A 15,787-nucleotide genomic window follows, 5' to 3' on the forward strand; every position below is an offset into this window, starting at 1 on the left:
GCTGAACGCATCGCACGCCAGCGCATAAGGGTCCTCTGCGATCGTGATAACAGTGTGAAGATAACTTCGTTGGGCGCGCGAAAACCGGGTGCTAGGCTTGCCTCCATTAGTGCTTGCTCCGCACCGATGCGGGGCTTCTGGAGGTCATCATGCAGTCACCGCTTGCGCTCGTGCGCGACCGCGCGTCCGAAGGTCACGACGCAGCCCACGCCCACGACGATACGCGTTCCTCGGATTTCGACGCGCTCGAACACCGCGTCGGCGTGAACCTCGCGCGGTTGCGCGCGGAGCGTCAGTTGTCGCTCGATGCGTTGGCCCGTGCGTCGGGCGTGTCGCGCGCGATGCTCGCGCAGATCGAGTCGGCGCGTAGCGTGCCGTCGATCAAGGTGCTGTGCAAGGTCGCGGCGGCGTTGAAGGTGTCGGTCGCGGCGTTCCTGCGCCAGCATGCCGTGAACGGCTTCGAGCATTTGCCGGCGGATCGCTCGGCGCGCGTCGTCACGTCGAATGGGCGTTACTGGACGCGCGCGCTGCACCCCGATTCCGAGCCGTCGACCGCCGAGTTTCACGAGCTGCGTATAGCGCCGCTGCACACCGAGCCGGGCACGCGACGCGCGCCGGGGACGACGGTGAATCTCGTCGTCAGCGTGGGTACGCTCGAAGTCAGCGTGCATGATCGCCGCCAGTTGCTGGCGACGGGGGATTCGATCGTCTTCGACGCCGACCAGCCGCACAGCCTGCGCAATCCCGGCGACACGGAAGCGCGTGCGTTTCGCGTGACCGTGAATGCGGAGACGCCGCCGCGCTGGGATGTGCCGCATGATGCGCCGCTCGCGCACGCGCATTCCGAAGGCTGAAACATGAAGCACGCGCTGGCTGCACGCCACGCGCGGTTGTTGTATGCTTTGCGAGCCGGATCGATCCGGTAATCAGTACGTCTTCAGGGCGGGGCGAAATTCCCCACCGGCGGTATGCAGGCGGCGCTTTACGAAGCGCAAGTCTGCGAGCCCGCGAGCGCCTGCGTTGTAGTTTGAGTTGCAGGGTCAGCAGATCTGGTGAGAGGCCAGAGCCGACGGTTAGAGTCCGGATGGAAGAAGATGTGCAGATAGTCATCTGAGTCTCCTGTCGACCGGGTTGGCGCATGTGCGCTTTACTTCGGTCCCGTGCGGAATGGCCGCTGCCGTGCTGCTCGTTTCGAGCGGCGCGCGAATGCGCTGTCCATTTATTGCATGGCAGCCGCTTGCGGCTCGCGGGACGCGTTTGTCTGTTTGCAATGCCCTGAAACGTTTTTCGCCCACACTCTTGCGAGGAGCGTTTCACATGTCCGTAGTCTCTACACCTGCTGCATTCGTTTGGCCTGCGCCGTCTGTCGTTGCTGAGGACGCGGCAGCCGATCTTCCCCTGCTTGCCACCGAACCCATTCCGCCGCGCATCGCCGCCGCACTCGACGCGTTACGCGAGGGCCGTGCTGTCGTGCTTCAGGACGATCACGATCGCGAGAACGAGGCCGATCTGATCATGTCGGCTGAGCGTATGAGCGTCGAGATGATGGCGCTGTTTATCCGCGAGTGCAGCGGCATCGTGTGTCTGTGCCTGACCGACGACAAGGTGCGCGCGCTCGAATTGCCGCCGATGACCGCTCATAACGAAAGTCGCAACACGACGGCGTTCACGGTGTCGATCGAAGCGCGCGAAGGTGTGTCGACGGGTGTGTCTGCCGCTGACCGGCTCACGACGATTCGTGCCGCGATTGCTGATAACGCGAAGCCTGCGGATATTGTGCGTCCGGGGCATGTGTATCCGTTGCGGGCGATGCCGGGCGGAGTGTTGGCGCGGCGCGGGCATACGGAAGGGACTGTCGATCTCGTGACTTTGGCGGGGCTGAAGCCCGCTGGGGTTTTGTGTGAGTTGATGAATGCTGATGGCACGATGATGCGAGGGGCTGATGTTGAGCGTTTCGCCGCTCAGCACGATATGCCTATGCTTACTATCGCGGAATTGGTTGAGTTTCGGCGCGCGATGGCCTTCGCGCGGGAGGCTTGTTTCGAGGTTTGATGTTTTTTTTGTTTTGTTGTCTGCGACGCTGGGTGGTTTGCTTGTGTTTTGCGCTGGCATCCGGGTGGTGGTGTTTGCTGCGCAAGCGGTGTGATTTGCTTTGCGTTTTCGCTGGCATCCGCGCTATGCCTTCGTGCTTCAGGCGTCGCCCCTGTGCGGGGCGGCACCTACTTTTCTTTGCCGCCGCAAAGAAAAGTAGGCAAAAGAAAGCGGCTAACACCGCCAATTCTTGTTCTTGCCTGAGGGCCCCCAACGGGTCTTACGCTTCACACGGCAATCACGTGACCCATGCTTGTTGCCAACGCTCTAATTTGACGCCTCACCCGCTTCACGCACCCGCGTTCCAGCATGCTGTGCCAGATATTCTGCCGCCGCCCAGGTGGCAAACTGTGTGTAGGCCGTAGTACCTCGCACGCCTCACTTCGGACCGATAGAGCACGCGTCCCACCCCGTAAGAGCGCCAAGCTATACGCCGCGACAACCTACACACAGTTTGCCACCTGGGCGGCACATGACAGACCGACATTCGTTGCCGCTTGCCCTTGTGCGGGTGTCTGAAGCGGGTGAGGCGTCAATTCAAAGCGTTGGCAACGAACACGAACAAAGTGATTGCCGTGTGAAGCGTAAGACCCTTTGGGGGCCCTCAGGCAGGAAGAAATGTTGGCGGTGTTAGCCGCTTTCTTTTGCCTACTTTTCTTTGCGGCGGCAAAGAAAAGTAGGTGCCGCCCCGCACAGGGGCGACGCATGAAGCACGCTAACAACTCGCGGATGCCAGCGAAAAGGCAAACGCACAAGGGCGACGCTTGAACGGCAAACAACGTAACGCGGATGCCAGCGAAACCACAAGCAAACCACCCAGCGTCGCAGACAACAAAACAAAAACCCAAACCACCCGCACCGCGAAGCCGCAAAAACGAACACCGGCGACAAGCCTCAAACCAAAGCGTCGCAGACAAAAAAACCGCAGCTACGACTGCACGCCCCCAAACTCCCCCCGCATCCCCGCCTGAACAATTGAGGGCAACTCATCCATATGCTGCATGATCCGCGTGATCCCCATATTCCGGAGCACATCGGCATAGCCATCAGGAATATGACTAGCCCCAACAAACGCAATCGTCATCATCCCCGCCGCGCGCGCGGCATTCAGCCCAGCAACGCTATCCTCGACAACAATGCACCGCGACGGCTCGACGCCCAACTGCTCAGCAGCAAACAGATACACATCGGGATAAGGCTTCGGCCGCGCGACCTGCTCAGCGCTAAACACCCGCGCTCCAAAGATCTCTGCCAGGCCGGCGCGGCGCACTGAAGCGCTCACCCGCATCATCCGGCTATTCGACACGACAGCAGCAGGCAGCGACACGCGCAGCAGCGCATCCCGCACGCCACTAATCGCCGACAGCGACGACGCAAGCTCGCGTTCGACATTGGCCTCGACGGTCTGCAAAAAATCAGTGGGCAGCTCGATATCGAATGCCACTTGAACGCTCTCAAGGAACCGCGAAGTCTGCTGACCAAACGCGGTCTTGCAGATCTCGTGGAAATCGAGCGCGGGAAAAGTGGCGGCGAGCGTGTCGTGCATCACGCGGTCGGCGATGACTTCGCTGTCGACGAGCACGCCGTCGCAGTCGCAAATGAGATGATCGATCATGCGGAAAATGGAACGAAAGCGCAGCCCGCGAGAGCCAGGACGCAAGCACCACAGCGGGCCGAAAGCGACATGATACGTGCATTGCGGCCCGGCGCGCGCCGGACGGCTCGCGCGACACGCCGCGCACGGACGTGCATCAATTCAGGGCGCGTCGGCCCACGCCTTCGCCGCGCGAATCGCCCGCTGCCAGCCGTCGAGGCAGGCCTTCGCCTGATCGCCCGGCATCGACGGCGAGAAGCGATGTTCGAGCTTCCACTGGCTCTGCAATTCGTCGATGTCCTTCCAGTAGCCCGTCGCGAGTCCCGCGAGATACGCGGCCCCGAGCGCCGTCGTTTCGCTGACCTGCGGACGCACGGCATCCACGCCGAGAATGTCAGCCTGGAACTGCATCAGCAGATTGTTCGCGCATGCGCCGCCGTCCACACGCAGTTCGTCGATGTGAATGCCCGAGTCGGCTTCCATCGCTTTGAGCACGTCGACGGATTGATACGCGATCGAATCGAGCGCCGCGCGTGCAATGTGCGCGGACGTGGTGCCGCGTGTGACGCCGAACAGCGTGCCGCGAGCGCGCGCATTCCAGTGCGGCGCGCCGAGGCCGGCGAACGCGGGCACCAGGTACACACCGTCGCTATGCTCGACGCCGCGCGCGAGCGCCTCGATCTCCGACGCACTGCGGATGATGCCCAAGCCATCGCGCAGCCACTGCACGACAGCGCCTGCGATGAAGATGCTGCCTTCGAGCGCATAGTTGACCTGATCGCCGATCTGCCAGGCAATCGTCGTCACGAGATTGTTCTTCGACTCGATCGGTTTCGCGCCCGTGTTCATCACGAGAAAACAGCCGGTGCCGTAGGTGTTCTTCACCATGCCAGAGCGCGTACACATCTGGCCGAACAGTGCGGCGTGCTGGTCGCCCGCGATGCCCGCAAGCGGAATCTTCGACGCGAACACGGTCGTCTTGGTCGGCCCATACACCTCCGACGACGGACGCACTTCCGGCAGCATACTGCGCGGAATGTCGAGCGCGTCGAGGAGCTCGTCGTCCCATTGCAGCGTGTGGATGTTGAAGAGCATCGTGCGCGACGCGTTGGTCACGTCGGTGATGTGCAACTCATGCTTGGTGAAATTCCACACCAGCCAACTATCGACCGTGCCGAACGCGAGCTTTCCTTGCCGCGCTTTTTCGCGCGCACCATCGACGTTGTCCAGAATCCAGCGGATCTTCGTTGCGGAGAAGTACGAATCGATGGGCAATCCGGTCTTCGCGCGGAATGTCTGTTCGAGACCTTGCGCCTTCAGCTGATCGCAGAAGTCGGCCGTGCGCCGGTCCTGCCAGACGATCGCGTTGTAGATGGGATGGCCCGTTTCGCGATCCCAGACGATCGTCGTCTCGCGCTGATTGGTGATGCCGATCGCGGCAATCGACGTGCCGTTCAGGCCGGCATGCGTGACGGCTTCGGCTGCGACGCCCGCCTGCGTCGCCCAGATTTCCTGCGGATCGTGCTCGACCCAGCCCGGATGCGGATAGATCTGCTTAAATTCCTTCTGCGCGACCGAGACGACATTGCCCTTGCGATCGAACAGCATCGCGCGCGAACTCGTGGTGCCCTGGTCTAGCGCCAGGATGTACTGATCCTGCATCGTCTCTTCTCCATGCGTTTTTTGTCGGACCGGCGCGGCGGCGCGCTCAGGTCACGCGAAAGATAGTGCCTGCGCGGATTGTTGCATGCGCGGCGGCGCGGCGGAATCGCCGCGCGCTGCCACATGTCCGCGTGCGCGCGCCCGTCAGGCGTGCTGCTTGGTTGTCGCGCGGGTGAACCACGCGTCGATGTCGCGCGTGACGTTTTCGAGCGTGCCGGGCTCGACATGCAGGCCGAGCTTCGAGCGGCGCCACAGCACGTCGCGCGCCGTCGTCGCCCATTCGGTTTCGCGCAGATAGCGCAGTTCCGCTTCATACAGCCCGGGCGCGAACTGCTGCCCGAGATCGGCGAGCGAGCGCGCGGCGCCGATCACGCGTTCGGCACGCGTGCCATAAGCCCGCGCATAGCGGCGCGCGAGCGCGCCAGGAAGCCATGCGTGCTGTTGTGCGAACTGCGATGCGAAGCGCTCGAAGTCCGCATGCGTGATATCGCCGCCCGGCAGCGGCGCGCCCGCGGTCCAGGTTGGCTTGTCGTGCTGCAACTCGCGCGCGAGATCGTCGACGGCTTCTTCCGCGAGCTTGCGAAACGTCGTGATCTTGCCGCCGAACACCGACAGTAGCGGTGCCTCGCCCGCCGGCGCATCGATTTCGAGCCGGTAGTCGCGCGTGACGGCGGAAGGGTTGTCCGCGTTCTCGTCCTCCAGCAGGGGACGCACGCCGGAGTACGTCCAGTACACGTCGCGCGGCGCGATGTGCTGCTTGAAGTAACGGTTGATCGAGTCGCACAGATACTGCGTTTCGGACGGCTCGATCGCGACCTTCGACGGATCGCCATTGTATTCGAGGTCCGTCGTGCCGATCAGCGTGAAATCGCGCTCGTAAGGGATCGCGAAAATGATGCGCTTGTCCGGGTTCTGGAAGATGTACGCGTGATCGTGCTCGAACAGGCGGCGTGTGACGATATGGCTGCCCTTCACGAGCCGCACGCTGTAGTTCGCTTCGCGTGCAAGCGGCCCGCGCAGCAGGTCGCCGACCCACGGGCCGGCGGCGTTCGCGATCGAACGCGCGCGCACTGTCGAAGTGGAGCCGTCCGCGCGCAGCAGTTGCGCATGCCATTCGCCATTCACGCGCGTCGCGCCGGTGAGCTTCGTGCGCGTCAGAATGGTCGCGCCACGCTCCTGTGCGTCGAGCGCATTCAGCACGACGAGGCGCGCGTCGTCGACCCAGCCGTCCGAATAGACGAAGCCGCGTTTGATCGAATCGATCAGCGGCTTGCCCGCCGGATGCTTGCGCATGTCGATGCCGCGCGAACCGGGCAGCAATTCGCGGCGCGCGAGATGGTCATATAGAAAGAGACCGGCGCGGATCAGCCACGCGGGCCGCAGATCGGGCATATGCGGCATCACGAAACGCAGCGGCCACATGATGTGCGGCGCGGCGCGCAGCAGTGTCTCGCGTTCCTGCAGCGCCTTGCGCACGAGCCCAAACTCGCGGTATTCCAGATAGCGCAGGCCGCCGTGAATCAGCTTGGTGCTGGCCGACGATGTATGCGCAGCCAGATCGTCCTGTTCGCACAGCAGCACGGACAGGCCGCGGCCCGCAGCGTCGCGCGCGATACCCGCGCCGTTGATCCCGCCGCCGACGACGAGCAGGTCATAAATGGAGTCTTGCGTCACCCGGAATGCCCCTGACGGAGGAAAAAGTAGGGTTAATGTAAAGTCGTAATGTTCGTTTTCGAAACTTTAATGAACATATTCGAAAAAGTAAAGTTCGACTTGCCTTGGATTGGTGCGCGATTCCGCGCGCCGGTGGCACGTTTGCCGCGCGCAGACGATACTTCCGGCAATGAGCCGGATTGCGGCGATACGAGGTGAATTTCATGCGTGGACTCTGGAAAACGGGCGCGGCAGCGCTGTCGATCGCGGCGGTGCTGGCGGGATGTGTCAGCACGCCGAGCCTGAACGGAACGCTGGGCGCGCCGTCGTTCGCGGATCTGCAGGCGATGTGCGGAAGCCAGCCGGCCGACTACGGCAGCGACGCGCAATCCGTCTACGTGACGCTGTTCGACGCCTATGTGGCGAGCAAGCGCGGCGGGTTGTCGAAGGCGGATTACTGCGCGTTCCAGACGGCGCTGGCGCAGCGCTACGCGGCGCAGGGCGCGAGCACGGACCCGCAGGCGCGTCGTCAGTGGGTGGAGTTCTTCAACACTCAGCGCGTAAAGGCGCTGAGCTGGCGCGCAGCCGTCGATCCGACGCTGCGTAGCGGCTAAGGCCGCGACTGGCGCGCGCGGGCGCGCCGTTCAACGATGACGGGGCAAGCCTGAAAACATAAAGACGGCCAGGCGGGCAAGCCGCGTGACCGTCCAGGCGTCCGTATGCTTGCGTGTCCGTTGCGAACACGCCTACGGCCGCAGTGATTTGACTGGCAAGCGCGTTAGATTCGCTCGATTGCCGTCAGGAAAAGCGCTTGATCGCGCGAAGAGCCGTATCTCCCGATTCCGTGATGCGCCATTGTTGCAAGCCCGACGCGAGTCTTTCGAGCTCCACGAGCTGCCGTTCGAGCAGTGCGTCGAGTTCTTCGCGTTCCATATCGACCTGGTTAGGGGCGTCCTTGACGAGCAACAACGTGGCGAATTCATGCGGACTCAGCATCGTTTCTCTCCATGTCAAGCGTAGTCGGGTGGCCATTGCGCCCGCCGACGGCCCTGCCGGCAGACGGAGGATCCAGCGGGCTGCGAATCCCGCGGATCAGGCCTGAAGTTGTGCTTGCTTCACCCCATGTCCAATGCATTCCGCTCAGTCCAGGGACGTTTAAGGACGTTGGGGAACTGGAGTGTAGTCAATGGCGGCCGGAAGTCCAAATGGGCCCCTGTAAATTTTCCCGTTGACAGCGCCGCGCGTGAGAGGCGGTCTACTGGGCGCGGCAAATCCTTGATTTCACTGGAGGTTTTGCGTGCGGTGCAGCATGGCGGAAACGGGCTTGCGACGCCGCCGGCCTGCGTCAGCCCTCGCGTCGCGACCCGTGCCCAAGGTCACTCGGCAATATAGACCTGCGTGCCCGCGTTCGTCAGCGTTTCCGTCATGTCGGGCGGCGGCGGCGCGTCGGTGAAGAGAGAGTCGATCTGGTTCAGATGCCCCTGGCGCACGAGCGCCGGGCGGCCGAATTTCGAATGGTCGGCGGCGAGGAAGACCGTGCGCGAATGTTCGATGATCGCCTCTGCGACGCGCACCTCGCGCGTGTCGAAGTCGCGCAGCGTGCCGTCCGTTTCGATGCTCGACGTGCCGATGATCGCGAAGTCGACCTTGAACTGGCGGATGAAGTCGATAGTCAGTTCGCCGACGATACCCTTGTCCCACGGACGCACGATCCCGCCCGTCACCAGCACCTCGCAATCCGGGTAGCCGCTCATCATGCTCGCGACGTTCAGGTTATTCGTGATCACGCGCAGCCCGCGATGCCGGTTCAGCGCGCGTGCGACTTCTTCCGTCGTCGTGCCGAGATTGATGAAGAGAGACGCCTGATCGGGAATGTGCGTGGCGACCAGCGCCGCGATGCGCCGCTTCTCGTCATGGAACATCCGCTGCCGCGCGCTGTACGAGACGTTCTCGGAACTGGTCGGCAGACTTGCACCGCCGTGATAGCGGCGCAGCAGATTCATGTCGGCGAGCCAGTTGACGTCGCGGCGAATCGTCTGCGGCGTCACGTCGAAATGCGCGGCCAGATCGTCGACCGTGACGAAGCCGTCGCGTTGCACCCACTCCAGCAGTTCCTGTTGACGTGCGTTAAGCGTGAGGCGGGGGTCTCGTGTCATGATGTTTTTGTGAGCGCCGCACCTGAAGCGGGCGAAGGTTGGCTTGGCCGTATTGTAAGACCTTCGTTGTGTTCGTCGTCGTTGGTTTGTGTTCGGATTTTTTCGATCGCGCGGAGCGCTGGTCGAAAGGAAGCGTAAGGCACCTGTGCAATGCAGCTTTGTCGTGCGACTTCGCGCTTGCCAGGGTGTTCGAATCATCCGATATGTAGTCTTTTGTGCATTCGCACGATCAATCAAGGTTCGGGTGGAACTGCGTCGATCCGGCATGGTCTCTGCTGTGTTGTCTGCGAATTTGCAGAGCAGCGACTAAGATGAAGATAAAAATTCAATGTTGCAAGGCACTGTAGGCGTCGAGGGCGGCGGTCGAACCGGGATAGGCGCGGTTCAGCCCGCGCACGAGGCGCTACGGTTTTCGGAGCGAACTTTTATGCACAACGAGGCTGGTCACGTGATGCCCTGGCGCATCGAAGACATCGATCTCAATCGCATCGACCGTCAACGCGCGGTCGCCAATGAAGACCTCTTGTTACTGCTTTGCGCAGCCTCGTTTATCGAAAGCGGTACTGATCTTTACACGAGCAATCTGAGCAGGTTCTTCAATGGCGACCCCGAGGTGTCGGCGTGGCTCAACAACGAGTGGGAGCCCGAAGAGATGCAGCACGGCCGCGCGCTGAAGGCGTATATCGCGCATGTGTGGCCCGAGTTCGATTGGGACACGGCGTTCCACAACTTCTTCGAAGAGTATTCGAAGACCTGCGACATGGAAGACTTCGAGAAGACCCGCGCGCTGGAGATGGTCGCGCGCTGCGTCGTCGAGACGGGCACGGCTACGCTGTATCGGGCGATCGGCGTGTGTTCGGACGAACCCGTGCTGAAGGAAATCACCGACAACATCCGCACCGACGAAGTCCGTCACTACAAGCACTTTTTCAAGTACTTCAAGAAGTACAACAAGATCGAGGGCAATGGCCGGCTCGCCGTGCTTGGCGCGTTGATGCGGCGCGTGATGGAGATCAAGAACGAAGACTCGGAGATCGCACTGCGTCACGTGTTCGCGATTCGCTATCCCGAGCGCGTCAACGATCCCGTGTATAACCGCGACAAGGCTGCGCGTGTGAACAAGCTGGTGCGGCACAACCTGTCGGCCGATATGTGTGTGAAGATGCTGCTCAAGCCGCTCGATTTGCCGGCGAAGATTCAGCCAGGCGTCCATTACCCGCTCGCGAAGATCACGCAGCACGTCTTTTTCCGCTGAGCGTCGCGACACGCAGCCGGGCCGAAGGCCTGGACTGTCGACGCATGAATGGCCCGCCCTTCAAGCGGGCCATTTGCATTTGCGCTGAATGCCGCGCGCGAGCGTGCCTACGATGGAGGAATCACCCATGACAGCATCCGCGGAGCAAAACCGCGCACTCGATCAACAGATTTTCGACGAATGGCCGGTCGAATTGCGCGCGCTATTCGACGGCTCGGCACTCGCATCGAAGGTCGGCTTTACGGCATCGCTGTTGACCGTCGACGAAAGCGGCGCGCATTTGCGTACGTCGCTGCTCGGCATCGGCGAACTGTACGCGCCGGACTCGCGCACGCTATGCGTCGCGCTGTGGCCGCAGTCGCGCGCCGCGCAGGCGATTGCGCGCAGCGGCCGTGCCGCGCTGACGTTCGTGTTCGATGAGGCGTTCTATCAGATTCAGCTCGCGCTCGCGCCATTGAGCGCGGATGCTGCGGGCCTTGCGTGCTTCGCTGGGTCGATTGAATCGGGCGAAGCGCATCGCGTGCGCTATGCGCGCCTGACGGCGGGCATCACGTTCGACCTGGAAGAGGGGAGAGATGCAGTGCTCGAGCGCTGGGCGCAGCAGATCGAGTACCTGAAGAAAGCCGCTGGCGGCGCGGCGGCTGGCAGATAGCAGACGGACAAGTGTGAGACGCCCGCATTGAAAATGCCGGGCGTCTCCGTGTTGCGTCAGTTGCCGCGCTGACCGCCGCGCGGCGCGCCAGAGCGCGGCTTGCCGCCGCCGCCGAGCAATGCACCCGGATTGGCGCCGTGCGGCTTGCGCGGTGCGTGCGGAGCACGCGCGTTGCCGTCATGCGCGACGGCACGTGGCTTGTTGTCCTGATGACGCGAGCCATCGGTGCGCGCCTGCGCGGGCTTGGCCGCTTGCGGTTTGGGTTGCTGCTTGGGCTTGTCGCCCGAAGCCCGTTGGCCGCCGCGCGATGCGCCATTGTTCCCGTTGGCCGAGCCTTCGCGCTTTTGCTGCCCCTGAGCTTGCCGCTGGCCTTGACCTTGGCCCTGGCGCGGCTGACGGCCGCCACCACCACCTTGGCCGCGGCGCAGGATCGGCTCGGGCCGCGCATTCGGATCCGGCTCGAAGCCCGCGATCACTTCTTGCGGCACGGCACGCTTGATGAGCTTCTCGATGTCCTTCAGCAGTTGAAGCTCATCGACGCACACCAGCGACACCGCCTCGCCCGTCGCGCCCGCGCGGCCCGTGCGGCCGATACGGTGTACGTAGTCTTCCGGCACGTTCGGCAGATCGAAGTTGACGACGTGCGGCAACTGGTCGATATCGATGCCGCGCGCCGCGATGTCGGTGGCGACGAGCACCTGCAGCGTGTTGTTCTTGAATTCGGCCAGCGCGCGCGTGCGGGCCGACTGGCTCTTGTTGCCGTGGATCGCGAGCGCGCTGATGCCGTCCTTCGTCAGCTGTTCGGCGAGACGGTTCGCGCCATGCTTCGTGCGCGTGAACACGAGCACCTGAAACCAGTTGTGATGTTTGATCAGATGCGTGAGCATCTCGCGCTTGCGGTCACGGTCGACCGGGTGAATCTTCTGCGCGACCGATTCGGCTGTTGTATTGCGGCGTGCGACTTCGATCAGCGCAGGCGAATCGAGCAGGTTGTCGGCGAGCGCCTTGATCTCGTCGGAGAACGTTGCCGAGAACAGCAGGTTCTGGCGCTTCGGCGGCAGCTTGGCGAGCACACGCTTGATGTCGTGAATGAAGCCCATGTCGAGCATGCGGTCGGCTTCGTCGAGCACGAGAATCTCGAGATGCGACAGATCGATGGTCTTCTGCTGCATGTGGTCGAGCAGACGCCCCGGCGTCGCGACGACGATATCCACGCCGCGCCGCAACGCGTCGATTTGCGGGTTGATGCCGACGCCGCCGAACATCACGGTCGACTTCAGCTTCAGATACTTGCCGTACGCGCGCACGCTTTCCTCGACCTGCGCGGCCAGTTCACGCGTCGGCGTGAGGATCAGGGCGCGCACGACGCGCTTGCCGCCCGGCGCGGGCGGCATGGTGAGAAGACGTTGCAGGATAGGCAGCGTGAAGCCAGCTGTTTTGCCCGTGCCCGTCTGGGCGCCGGCCAACAGATCACCGCCGTTGAGCACGGCGGGAATGGCTTGCTGCTGGATCGGAGTCGGCGATGTATAGCCGAGTTCGTTGACTGCGCGGACCAGCTGTTCGGACAAGCCGAGGGAATCAAAAGACATAAAAACTCTTTGCAATGCAATTGTGCAAACGGTGTCGAACGCGGCCAGAAGGCGCGTTCGCGGGCGACTCGCATGATCGCTCGCCCGACAGTCACCGTTCACGGAGAAATCGGCGGCACGCTAGATGCGTGCCGAATTGCTCGACGAGCTATGCAGACACGTCGACTGGCATTAAGTTGCATCCGCCGTCATGCGTCTCATGCGACATAACGCGCGACGCTGACGAACTGACACAGACTGCCGGCGAGTACGAACAGGTGCCAGATGCCATGTCCGTGCCGGATGCGCTCGTCGTTGATGAAGAAGTAGATGCCTGCGCTATAGATGATTCCGCCAGCCAGCAACCAGGCCGTACCCGCGGCCGGCAATGCAGTGACCAGTGGACGGACGGCAACGAGCGCGAGCCATCCCATCAGCACATACAGCACCATCGATACGCTGCGGGTGCGTCGCCCGAGCGTCAATTCCTGCACGATTCCGAGCGCCGCCAGACCCCAGCTTACTCCGAATAGCGACCATCCCCATGGTCCACGCAATGTGACCAGCGTGAATGGCGTGTAGCTGCCCGCGATCAGCAGATAAATCGCAGAGTGATCGCACTTCTGCAAGATCGCCTTCAGACGCGGACGACGCACGCTGTGATACATCGTCGAGATGCCGTACAGCACGCAGAGCATTGCGCCATAGACGCTGAAGCTCACGACCTTGTACGCATCGCCGTCGAGTGCGCCCATCGTCACGAGCGTCGCCAGCCCCGCCACCGACAGCACGGCGCCGACGAGGTGGGTGATGCTGTTCAGACGCTCCCCGATTTGCACGGCACTTCCTCCTGCATGATGCCCATCTCATCCGACAATCAACACGGGACCAACGTTATACGCCCGATATGCGGATGTCTGCGACGTCGATCAACTTCGAAACCTCGCTCCTGAAAAAAGCGAAGGGCGCGGCCGCGATTATCGCAGGCCGCGCCCTGAACCCGCAGACGACGCTTAGTCGAGCGGCGCCGAACGCAGATCGGACACTTGTTGCGGCGACACAGCCGTGCCGTGGTTACCCCACGACTGGCGGATGTACGTCACAACGGCTGCCACTTCCTGATTCGACAGCGCTTGCGCAAACGGCGGCATGCCATACGGCTTCGGATTGCCACCCGTGCTTGGCGGATAACCGCCGTTCAGCACCATACGGATCGGGTTCACGGCAGACGGCATCTGGATCGACGGATTGTTCGCGAGCGGCGGGAACGACGGCGGCATACCGAGACCGTTCTCCGCGTGGCACTTCGCGCAGTTGTCAGCGTAGATCTTCTGGCCTTGCTTCAACAGTTCGCTGCCGAACTGTTGCGACGTCTCCAGTTGCAGATGCTCGGGCGCTTCGTCCTTCTGCGGAATGGTCTTCAGGTACGTCGACATGGCGTGGATGTCTTCGTCCGACATGTACTGCAAGCTGTTGTGAACCACTTCAGCCATCGGACCGAACACCGCGCCGCGTTGCGACACGCCCGTCTTCAGCAGATCGGAAATGTCCTTGATGTCCCAGTCGCCGAGGCCGGCTTCCTTGTTCGACGTCAGCGAAGGCGCATACCAGTTCTGCAGCGGGATCAGACCGCCCGCGAACGCAGCCGAGTTCACCGGGCCGCCCATCGCGTTGATCGACGTGTGGCACATGCCGCAGTGGCCGAGGCCTTCGATCAGATACGCACCGCGGTTCCATTCCACCGATTTGGTCGGGTCCGCCTTGTACTCGCCTTCGCGGAAGAACAGCGTGCGCCAGCCGATCAGCAGGTTCCGGTTGTTGAACGGGAACTTCAGTTCGTGCGGACGGCTCGGCACCGCGACGGGCGGGACCGAACGCAGGTACGCATAGATCGCGTCCGCGTCGGCGCGCGAGACCTTCGTGTAGCTCGTGAACGGGAAGGCCGGATAGAGCAGGCTGCCGTCCTTCGAACGGCCCGTGTGCATCGCGCGATAGAAGTCGTCCTGCGACCACTTGCCGATGCCGTACTGGTCGTCAGGCGTGATGTTCGGCGTGAACAGCGTGCCGAACGGCGTGGCCATCGGCAGGCCGCCGGCGAATTCCTTGCCGCCGCGCACCGTGTGGCAGGCGATACAGTCGCCAGCGCGGGCGAGGTACTCGCCCTTCTTGATCATTGCAGCCTGGTCTGCCGGCGTGGCTGCGACGGCGGTGCCGTTATGCAGATAGTCGCTGCCCGACCACAGTACGGGAACCAGCGCGGCAGCCGCTACCACGACGACGGCCGAAAGCGCGAACAAAGACTTGCGTTTCATTGTTTGTCTCTCCCGGTGCCTTATTGCGGTTCGCTGCCGCAGGCAAGCGGAGTCTTCAACGATTTGGCGGGTGCCGGCACGGGGTTCTGCGGCGCCTGCTGCGTGGACAGCCACGCGGCGACTGCGTTCACGTCGGCGTCCGTCAGGCGCGTGGCGATCGTGTGCATGCAGTCAGGCTCGATTGCGTGACGCGAACCCGAACGCCATGCGCCCAGCTGTGCGCTGATGTAGTCCATGTGCAGGCCGACCAGACCCGGGATAGCCGGTTCCATGCCCGTCAGCAACTTGCCGTGGCAGGCCGCGCAAGCGGGAATCTGCCTCGACGCGTCGCCGTTCAGCACGATTTCCTTGCCGCGCGCGAGCACGGAATCGGCGACCGTCGGTTTCGACGGCGTCGGATACGGCGGACGCTGCTGCGAGAAGTACGTTGCAATGTCGTGAAGGTAGTCGTCGGAGAGATACGTGACGAGGTAGTTCATCGGCGGGTACTTGCGCCGGCCTTCACGGAAGTTCTTCAACTGGTTGTACAGGTACTCGGCCGGCTTGCCGGCGAGACGCGGAAAATAGTCGTTATCCGTGCCCTGACCTTTCGAACCGTGACACGCCGTGCAGCCTTGCACGCGCGCTTCCATCGTGTCCGGAGCTTTAGGCTGGGTTTGCGCTTGTACAGCGCCAGATATGCCTGCACACCCGATCAGCAACAGGGCGAGCAGCGGTCGAAAAATGCGTCTTGAAGACACGCGTAACTCCATCATTATCGGGGGCCTGGCCGAACTTCGAACGGATCGGTGTGTGCAGCGCGATGAATGCGGCGGACGGTGCGCAGCGACCTCGCATTCTATCA

At 62.6% G+C, this 15,787-nt stretch carries 14 protein-coding genes and 1 riboswitch; of the genes, 5 read left to right on the plus strand and 9 right to left on the minus strand.

The window, feature by feature from the left end; genetic code table 11:
- Positions 1 to 149: 149 nt before the first annotated feature.
- Positions 150 to 854, plus strand: coding sequence for a helix-turn-helix domain-containing protein (locus BLT65_RS43065; protein WP_090835999.1), 705 nt, complete (start codon positions 150 to 152; stop codon positions 852 to 854).
- Between the two features lie 75 nt (positions 855 to 929).
- A riboswitch (FMN riboswitch) is annotated at positions 930 to 1,100 on the plus strand.
- Between the two features lie 217 nt (positions 1,101 to 1,317).
- Positions 1,318 to 2,052 (plus strand): 3,4-dihydroxy-2-butanone-4-phosphate synthase, encoded by a 735-nt coding sequence (gene ribB / locus BLT65_RS43070; protein WP_091790256.1) that lies wholly within the window; start codon positions 1,318 to 1,320, stop codon positions 2,050 to 2,052.
- A gap of 967 nt (positions 2,053 to 3,019) precedes the next feature.
- Here the strand turns inward: ribB and BLT65_RS43075 are convergent.
- The 3 genes from BLT65_RS43075 to glpD form a co-directional block, all read right to left on the minus strand.
- Positions 3,020 to 3,706 carry an HAD family hydrolase gene (locus BLT65_RS43075; RefSeq protein WP_091790257.1) on the minus strand — a complete coding sequence of 229 codons (687 nt, stop codon included), beginning with the start codon at positions 3,704 to 3,706 and terminating at the stop codon, positions 3,020 to 3,022.
- A 141-nt stretch (positions 3,707 to 3,847) separates the two neighbouring features.
- On the minus strand, positions 3,848 to 5,347 hold the full coding sequence (gene glpK, locus BLT65_RS43080; protein WP_091790258.1) for a glycerol kinase GlpK: 1,500 nt from the start codon (positions 5,345 to 5,347) through the stop codon (positions 3,848 to 3,850).
- Positions 5,348 to 5,491: 144 nt separating this feature from the next.
- Positions 5,492 to 7,021, minus strand: coding sequence for a glycerol-3-phosphate dehydrogenase (gene glpD / locus BLT65_RS43085; protein WP_091790259.1), 1,530 nt, complete (start codon positions 7,019 to 7,021; stop codon positions 5,492 to 5,494).
- 203 nt (positions 7,022 to 7,224) lie between these two features.
- Between glpD and BLT65_RS43090 the strand changes: the two genes are divergently transcribed.
- Positions 7,225 to 7,614 (plus strand): hypothetical protein, encoded by a 390-nt coding sequence (locus tag BLT65_RS43090; protein ID WP_091790270.1) that lies wholly within the window; start codon positions 7,225 to 7,227, stop codon positions 7,612 to 7,614.
- Positions 7,615 to 7,798: 184 nt separating this feature from the next.
- Here the strand turns inward: BLT65_RS43090 and BLT65_RS43095 are convergent, their stop codons facing one another.
- Positions 7,799 to 7,996: a hypothetical protein gene (locus BLT65_RS43095; protein WP_007586164.1), complete on the minus strand. Its 198-nt coding sequence runs from the start codon at positions 7,994 to 7,996 to the stop codon at positions 7,799 to 7,801.
- Between the two features lie 380 nt (positions 7,997 to 8,376).
- Entirely contained in the window at positions 8,377 to 9,156 is a 780-nt protein-coding gene (locus BLT65_RS43100) for a DeoR/GlpR family DNA-binding transcription regulator (protein WP_007586161.1), read from the minus strand.
- Between the two features lie 427 nt (positions 9,157 to 9,583).
- Between BLT65_RS43100 and BLT65_RS43105 the strand changes: the two genes are divergently transcribed.
- Positions 9,584 to 10,411: a ferritin-like domain-containing protein gene (locus tag BLT65_RS43105; protein WP_042311068.1), complete on the plus strand. Its 828-nt coding sequence runs from the start codon at positions 9,584 to 9,586 to the stop codon at positions 10,409 to 10,411.
- A 127-nt stretch (positions 10,412 to 10,538) separates the two neighbouring features.
- Positions 10,539 to 11,063, plus strand: coding sequence for a hypothetical protein (locus tag BLT65_RS43110; RefSeq protein ID WP_091790260.1), 525 nt, complete (start codon positions 10,539 to 10,541; stop codon positions 11,061 to 11,063).
- A 56-nt stretch (positions 11,064 to 11,119) separates the two neighbouring features.
- Here the strand turns inward: BLT65_RS43110 and BLT65_RS43115 are convergent, their stop codons facing one another.
- The 4 genes from BLT65_RS43115 to BLT65_RS43130 all read right to left on the minus strand — a co-directional run bounded on the left by BLT65_RS43115 (position 11,120) and on the right by BLT65_RS43130 (position 15,695).
- Positions 11,120 to 12,652, minus strand: coding sequence for a DEAD/DEAH box helicase (locus BLT65_RS43115; protein ID WP_091790261.1), 1,533 nt, complete (start codon positions 12,650 to 12,652; stop codon positions 11,120 to 11,122).
- 197 nt (positions 12,653 to 12,849) lie between these two features.
- Positions 12,850 to 13,470 carry a PAQR family membrane homeostasis protein TrhA gene (trhA, locus tag BLT65_RS43120; RefSeq protein ID WP_035986500.1) on the minus strand — a complete coding sequence of 207 codons (621 nt, stop codon included), beginning with the start codon at positions 13,468 to 13,470 and terminating at the stop codon, positions 12,850 to 12,852.
- A gap of 174 nt (positions 13,471 to 13,644) precedes the next feature.
- Entirely contained in the window at positions 13,645 to 14,943 is a 1,299-nt protein-coding gene (locus tag BLT65_RS43125) for a cytochrome c (RefSeq protein ID WP_007586147.1), read from the minus strand.
- 20 nt (positions 14,944 to 14,963) lie between these two features.
- Positions 14,964 to 15,695, minus strand: coding sequence for a c-type cytochrome (locus tag BLT65_RS43130; protein WP_042311061.1), 732 nt, complete (start codon positions 15,693 to 15,695; stop codon positions 14,964 to 14,966).
- Positions 15,696 to 15,787: the final 92 nt, after the last annotated feature.

The organism is Paraburkholderia steynii, assembly GCF_900100565.1.
Lineage (GTDB): Bacteria > Pseudomonadota > Gammaproteobacteria > Burkholderiales > Burkholderiaceae > Paraburkholderia > Paraburkholderia terrae.

Bases quoted from the DNA above. Each gene is read 5' to 3' on its own strand.
- BLT65_RS43065 (WP_090835999.1), top strand. From the start codon at position 150: ATGCAGTCACCGCTTGCGCTCGTGCGCGACCGCGCGTCCGAAGGTCAC.
- ribB (WP_091790256.1), top strand. From the start codon at position 1,318: ATGTCCGTAGTCTCTACACCTGCTGCATTCGTTTGGCCTGCGCCGTCT.
- BLT65_RS43075 (WP_091790257.1), bottom strand. From the start codon at position 3,706: ATGATCGATCATCTCATTTGCGACTGCGACGGCGTGCTCGTCGACAGC.
- glpK (WP_091790258.1), bottom strand. From the start codon at position 5,347: ATGCAGGATCAGTACATCCTGGCGCTAGACCAGGGCACCACGAGTTCG.
- BLT65_RS43090 (WP_091790270.1), top strand. From the start codon at position 7,225: ATGCGTGGACTCTGGAAAACGGGCGCGGCAGCGCTGTCGATCGCGGCG.
- BLT65_RS43095 (WP_007586164.1), bottom strand. From the start codon at position 7,996: ATGCTGAGTCCGCATGAATTCGCCACGTTGTTGCTCGTCAAGGACGCC.
- BLT65_RS43100 (WP_007586161.1), bottom strand. From the start codon at position 9,156: ATGACACGAGACCCCCGCCTCACGCTTAACGCACGTCAACAGGAACTG.
- BLT65_RS43105 (WP_042311068.1), top strand. From the start codon at position 9,584: ATGCACAACGAGGCTGGTCACGTGATGCCCTGGCGCATCGAAGACATC.
- BLT65_RS43110 (WP_091790260.1), top strand. From the start codon at position 10,539: ATGACAGCATCCGCGGAGCAAAACCGCGCACTCGATCAACAGATTTTC.
- BLT65_RS43115 (WP_091790261.1), bottom strand. From the start codon at position 12,652: ATGTCTTTTGATTCCCTCGGCTTGTCCGAACAGCTGGTCCGCGCAGTC.
- BLT65_RS43125 (WP_007586147.1), bottom strand. From the start codon at position 14,943: ATGAAACGCAAGTCTTTGTTCGCGCTTTCGGCCGTCGTCGTGGTAGCG.
- BLT65_RS43130 (WP_042311061.1), bottom strand. From the start codon at position 15,695: ATGGAGTTACGCGTGTCTTCAAGACGCATTTTTCGACCGCTGCTCGCC.